Origin of the sequence: Pseudoalteromonas sp. US3C1004, from assembly GCF_048401065.1 — a bacterium.
Taxonomy (GTDB): domain Bacteria; phylum Pseudomonadota; class Gammaproteobacteria; order Enterobacterales; family Alteromonadaceae; genus Pseudoalteromonas; species Pseudoalteromonas undina.
The window spans coordinates 3,156,088-3,162,500 of the sequence record NZ_CP183073.1; the positions used below are offsets into that span (position 1 = coordinate 3,156,088).

The 6,413-nt window shown below is 43.6% G+C and carries 3 protein-coding genes and 2 rRNA genes (1 of these 5 running past the window's edge); 2 read left to right on the top strand and 3 right to left on the bottom strand.

Translation table 11 applies throughout. The annotated features are described in order from the left end of the window. Nucleotides 1-4 precede the first annotated feature (4 nt). Nucleotides 5-1,285, bottom strand: a complete 1,281-nt coding sequence (locus ACNSN3_RS14735; RefSeq protein WP_418607924.1) for an acyltransferase family protein — start codon at nucleotides 1,283-1,285, stop codon at nucleotides 5-7. Between the two features lie 184 nt (nucleotides 1,286-1,469). Here ACNSN3_RS14735 and ACNSN3_RS14740 point away from each other — a divergent pair, with 184 nt between their 5' ends. Together ACNSN3_RS14740 and ACNSN3_RS14745 are read left to right on the top strand one after the other, a co-directional pair. Further along, nucleotides 1,470-2,333, top strand: coding sequence for a LytR/AlgR family response regulator transcription factor (locus tag ACNSN3_RS14740; protein WP_418609082.1), 864 nt, complete (start codon nucleotides 1,470-1,472; stop codon nucleotides 2,331-2,333). 66 nt (nucleotides 2,334-2,399) lie between these two features. Continuing rightward, on the top strand, nucleotides 2,400-3,671 hold the full coding sequence (locus ACNSN3_RS14745; protein WP_418607926.1) for a LysM peptidoglycan-binding domain-containing protein: 1,272 nt from the start codon (nucleotides 2,400-2,402) through the stop codon (nucleotides 3,669-3,671). Between the two features lie 361 nt (nucleotides 3,672-4,032). On the opposite strand, the gene rrf is transcribed toward ACNSN3_RS14745, so the two are convergent. Together rrf and ACNSN3_RS14755 are read right to left on the bottom strand one after the other, a co-directional pair. Then, nucleotides 4,033-4,147, bottom strand: a 5S ribosomal RNA gene (gene rrf / locus ACNSN3_RS14750). Nucleotides 4,148-4,284: 137 nt separating this feature from the next. Then, nucleotides 4,285-6,413: ribosomal RNA gene (locus ACNSN3_RS14755) — 23S ribosomal RNA — on the bottom strand; it runs 756 nt beyond the window's last position.

A 6,413-nucleotide genomic window follows, 5' to 3' on the forward strand; every position in this document is an offset into this window, starting at 1 on the left:
ATAATTAAATCAACCTAAAGATCAGCGGGCTTACCAATATTAGCCCGCAACCAAAGCCCACTTTAACTTGCCATGCTTTATATTTACCTGTGACTTTAATTCCTAACAGTGGGCTTATTAAGTCGATACGGCGCGCAGCAATAAACACCAACCAACAAATAATGAAAGTAAGGCTGAGTATAAGTAATGGCTCCACAAAACCACTTAATTGCAGCTTCGACAAATAAAACGCAAGGCCAATAATTACACTTTGATGCAATAAATAAAAAGGGAATACTGCACCGTTTAATAAAGCCAGTTTAGGGTGATCGTGATTCAAAAAACGTTGTGCTAGTGCCAGCATTAACAACACGCCCATTAATCGTTGCGCAGTATACAGCATATCCATGCTGGTAATTTGCCATTGGCTAGCAGCAGGGTTTTGCCAAATCGTGTTGTAACACAGCACAACAACTATATAACCTAACGTAAATACCACTAATAGCACTCGCCAATGGCGAAGTAGCTGGCTATAAAATGCAGGCTGCCAAGCAAGCAAGTAACCATAAAGTAAGAACAGCGCGCCCATGGGGTATCTAAATGTGTCGCTCGGCCAGCTGAGTTTTAAAATACACAGCGGCAATAGCAATACAATAAAAACTGTAAATAACGAGCGCCCACATAAACGCGTGATTATTGTATGCACAGTAGCGTGATGAAGCAGCGGCATTGCTAGCACCAGCAATAAAGTAAATTGCCATAACGAACGTAAGTACCAAAGGTGATTCACATCGACATGAGGCCAAATCCCTGCTTGATAGCGCTCGAATAAAGGGTTGGTTAAATCAAAGAACTGGCTGTAAAACTGCCAAAAGCCCATAGCTAAACTGGCTTCTTGGCTCATTTGCGCATAAAGCTGAATAGGCACAATAAACCAAATGCCAAACAATAAAGGCAGTAATATTTTTACACTTCGCGTAGTTAAAAACATACCTAGACTAAAGCGCGCAACAATAAAGCGCAGCGCCACACCTGAAATAAACCAAATTAATCCCATCCGCCATGGCGACAATAAAAGCATAATGCTTTCAATACCGCTGGATAAGTACTGACTTTTAAAATGAAAGCCCCAATTTTCACTGTATAACATGCCGGTGTGGTAAAAAATTAATAAGCCAAAGGCAAGTACTCTCAGCCAATCTAAATCATAACGGCGAGATGGTAACTCTTCGCCTTGGTTAAACACATTTACCCAAGATTTTAATAGCGTACGTGTTGTATTTTTAATGACTATTTTAAGATTCATAAAAGATTTAACTTATGAGTAATTAATAACAACTATGGACAACACACTGTGTTAAGCAATCACAAAAGGCTTATAAAACAGTCAATAGGGATAAACGGTGGATATCAGGGATGATATAAACTTGGTGTTTTATCACTCTCTTGCTAGTCTAATTGCGGTCTTTTAAAGAGTTACAATAATAATGATCACTTTATCGCACTTTCAGCGCTATCAAACTTGGTACGCGGCTTTATTTTTATGTAGTTATATTTTTATAAACAACACCATTAATGCCAGCTCAAACATTATGGAAGCCCAACGTGATGGCGCACTTCCTTTTATGCTCTGGGAGCCCTTTGTGTGGGAATACTCGAGTGCTATTGGCACCTTATTATTGTTTCCGGCTTTAGTTTGGCTATTAAAAACCCAACCTTTTAATTGGCAAAAAATCTCTCATTCAATATTACTGTACTTAGTAGCGAGCATTGCTTTTTCGTTATTACATATTGGTATTATGGTCGCTATCCGCAAACTCATTTACACCATGCAGGGTATGCAATATGACTTTGGGTTAGTGTGGTTTGAGTTACTTTATGAATACCGCAAAGATTTGTGGGGATTCTTATTTTTGACTATTGTTATTAAAACCTATCAATATGTCGTGAGCCAATTAACAGGTGAAGCAGCCCCGATCAGTCAAGGCGAAGATACTGCTGAATATGTAAGCTTAGACAGGCTACTGGTAAAAAAGCTGGGAAAAGAATTTATTGTTCGCGTAGCAGAAGTAGATTGGCTTGAATCAAATGGCAATTATGTAAATCTACATATTGGCGCTCGAATTTATCCTTTTCGTGCAACCATGACACAACTTATAACTCAGTTAGAGCCGCAAGGGTTTTGCCGTATTCACCGTTCTCATGCGATTAGATTAGACGCGGTTGAATCAATCACGCCATTAGCAAGTGGCGATAGTGAAGTAAAGCTCACTACAGGTAAAGTGCTAAACCTGTCACGTCGCTATAAAGATCAATTTAAGGAACTGTTAAATTCAACTACAAGTCATTCTTAACTCACGCTATGTTAAGCTAACCTACTTTAGGTTAGCCGCATTCATTTTTTCGGAGTAGTTTAGTACGTGCCTTTAAATCGATTTATCCGCATTTTGCCATTAGTGTTAATTTTATCCGGTTGTGAAACCACACCCGAACAGCCCTCTTCACAACCTGATATTAAAGCTAACCCAAATATTGTTGTTAAAGAACAAAACGAAAATATTGAGCAAATAGCTCCCTTAAGTCCTCAGAAACTCGATGATGTGTGGCAACGCATCCGAGCGCAGCTTACATTTGCCAATTCTAGCCACCCAGATGTACAACAACGCATTGCATGGTATTTATCTCACCCAAATTACATGGATGAAATCAGTCGCCGTGCTGAGCCTTACCTTTATTATATAGTCACAGAGGTTGAAAAGCGGAACTTACCCATAGAATTAGCATTAATGCCGCTAATTGAAAGTGACTTTGATGCCAGTGCCTATTCGCACAAGCATGCATCTGGACTTTGGCAATTAACGCCTGCCATTGCTAAATATTTTAAAGTGCAAATATCCTCTTGGTATGACGGACGTCAGGACGTAATAGACAGTACCCGAGCTGCGTTGGATTTTATGGAATATTTACACAAACGCTTTGGTGGTGACTGGTATCACGCTATAGCAGCCTATAACTTAGGTGAAGGCCGTGTACTTAGAGCAATTAGTAATAATAAAAAACAAGGCAAACCCACTGATTTTTTCAACTTAAAACTGCCCAAACAAACCAGTCAGTACGTGCCAAAATTACTAGCTGCGGCACAATTATTAAAAAGCCAAAAAATGGCTTTTCCTACAATTTCAAACAGCCCAACAATTGCAGTATTGCCTATTGATGACGCTGTTATTTTAGATAACCAAAAGCAATGGCAGCAACTTGAATTTTTAAACCATGGTGTGATCCGCTTTCCAGCAATTATTGATGCGCCCCACATTGTTGTTCCAGTTGCTGAACAAACACAATTTAAAGACATGCTCGCTAATCTTGATTCCAATGATTATAGTCAGTGGCAACACTACACAGTAAAACGTGGCGATAGCTTAAGTGTTATAGCGAAACGCTACAAAGTGGGTATTAGCCAACTCAAAGCGTTTAACGATCTAAAAAGTAACACCATTAGAATTGGCCAAAAGCTTGTGCTCCCTCAATTAGCCGATACCCAAATTGAACATCAGGTTAAATCGGGTGATAGCTTATGGAAAATTGCCAATCATTATAAAGTGAGTATTGCTAAACTAAAACAATGGAATAGCCTTTCGAGCGACCATTTAAAAATAGGTAAACAGCTTACTGTATTCTTATCTAATCGCTAACGACCTCGCTGATTATTAAATATATGGACTGATGACTTTATCAGCCCATATACCCTTCGAAAGACCTAAATTTAGATTCGAGCTTGCACGTATTTGGCGTCGGCGCGCTCCTTCGTAGTGACCACGCAGTAGAATATCGTAGTGCCTACAGCGCTAGAGAGCCACATAGCAAGGTACATTTAATGTTTTTAATGGGATGGGTTGACGTTGCGTTATTTTGCCCATGGGGTTCTAGATACTCAACCCATGCTACGGTGGTCAGGTTGACGCTGTGCTGCTGATAGCTGACGGCTAATACTTTCACTTTCCTGCAGACGTAAAAAAGCCCGGCTCTTTCGAGTCGGGCTTTCTTGTATTTGGAGCCTGGTAATGTCCTACTTTCACATAACAAATGCTACACTATCATCGGCGCTGTTTCGTTTCACTACTGAGTTCGGCATGGGGTCAGGTGGGTCCAAAACGCTATTGTCACCAAGCAAATTTGGGTGTCAGTCCGTATTACTACGCACTAACTAAAATTTGGAATTCTGATAATAAAGTCTTCTAGTATCTACTTTAGTTATATTAACTTCTTCGCTTGTTTCACTATCACATAAAACGCGTTTGGCGTTGTATGGTTAAGCCTCACGGGTAATTAGTACAAGTTAGCTTAATGGCTCACACCACTTCCACATCTTGCCTATCAACGTTGTAGTCTTCAACGGCCCTTCAGAGACTTTAAAAGTCTAGTGAGAACTCATCTCGAGGCCTGCTTCGCGCTTAGATGCTTTCAGCGCTTATCAGTTCCGAACGTAGCTACCGGGCAATGCCATTGGCATGACAACCCGAACACCAGCGGTTCGTTCACTCCGGTCCTCTCGTACTAGGAGCAACCCCTCTCAATTCTCAAACGCCCACGGCAGATAGGGACCGAACTGTCTCACGACGTTCTAAACCCAGCTCGCGTACCACTTTAAATGGCGAACAGCCATACCCTTGGGACCGACTTCAGCCCCAGGATGTGATGAGCCGACATCGAGGTGCCAAACACCGCCGTCGATATGAACTCTTGGGCGGTATCAGCCTGTTATCCCCGGAGTACCTTTTATCCGTTGAGCGATGGCCCTTCCATTCAGAACCACCGGATCACTATGACCTACTTTCGTACCTGCTCGACGTGTCTGTCTCGCAGTTAAGCTGGCTTCTACCATTACACTAACCGTACGATGTCCGACCGTACTTAGCCAACCTTCGTGCTCCTCCGTTACTCTTTGGGAGGAGACCGCCCCAGTCAAACTACCCACCAGGCACTGTCCGTAACCCCGATTCAGGGGCCAACGTTAGAACATCAAAACTACAAGGGTGGTATTTCAAGGACGACTCCACAAAAACTAGCGTCTCTGCTTCTAAGTCTCCCACCTATCCTACACATGTAGGTTCAATGTTCAGTGCCAAGCTGTAGTAAAGGTTCACGGGGTCTTTCCGTCTAGCCGCGGGTACACAGCATCTTCACTGCGATTTCAATTTCACTGAGTCTCGGGTGGAGACAGCGTGGCCATGGTTACACCATTCGTGCAGGTCGGAACTTACCCGACAAGGAATTTCGCTACCTTAGGACCGTTATAGTTACGGCCGCCGTTTACCGGGGCTTCGATCAAGAGCTTCTCCGAAGATAACCCCATCAATTAACCTTCCGGCACCGGGCAGGTGTCACACCGTATACGTCATCTTGCGATTTTGCACAGTGCTGTGTTTTTAATAAACAGTCCCAGCCACCTGGTCACTGCGGCTCCAATCAGCTTAGAGAGCAAGTCTCATCACCAATCGGAGCGTACCTTCTCCCGAAGTTACGGTACGATTTTGCCTAGTTCCTTCACCCGAGTTCTCTCAAGCGCCTTAGTATTCTCTACCTGACCACCTGTGTCGGTTTGGGGTACGATTCGGTATAATCTGAAGCTTAGAGGCTTTTCCTGGAAGTATGGCATCAGCAACTTCATCACCTTGGTGACTCGTCTCGTGTCTCAGCCTAACAGCAACCCGGATTTACCTAAGTCACTAGCCTACACACTTTCACATGGACTACCATCGCCATGCTTGCTTAGCCTGCTCCGTCCCCCCATCGCAATTATACCAAGTACGGAAATATTAATCCGTTTCCCATCGACTACGCCTTTCGGCCTCGCCTTAGGGGTCGACTTACCCTACCCTGATTAACATGGGATAGGAACCCTTGGTCTTCCGGCGTGCGGGTTTTTCACCCGCATTATCGTTACTCATGTCAGCATTCGCACTTCTGATACGTCCAGCATACCTCCCGGTACACCTTCAACCGCTTACAGAACGCTCCCCTACCACTCAGAATAAATTCTGAATCCGCAGCTTCGGTGCATAGTTTAGCCCCGTTACATCTTCCGCGCAGACCGACTCGACCAGTGAGCTATTACGCTTTCTTTAAAGGATGGCTGCTTCTAAGCCAACCTCCTGGCTGTCTGGGCCTTTCCACATCGTTTCCCACTTAACTATGACTTTGGGACCTTAGCTGGCGGTCTGGGTTGTTTCCCTCTTCACGACGGACGTTAGCACCCGCCGTGTGTCTCCCGGATATTACTTTACGGTATTCGGAGTTTGCAAAGGGTTGGTAAGTCGGGATGACCCCCTAGCCTTAACAGTGCTCTACCCCCGTAAGTATTCGTCCGAGGCTCTACCTAAATAGATTTCGGGGAGAACCAGCTATCTCCCGGTTTGATTAGCCTTTCACTCCTA

What these genes read in the sequence shown, in the direction of transcription:
- ACNSN3_RS14735 (WP_418607924.1), bottom strand. Translation starts at nt 1,285, where the DNA reads ATGAATCTTAAAATAGTCATTAAAAATACAACACGTACGCTATTAAAA.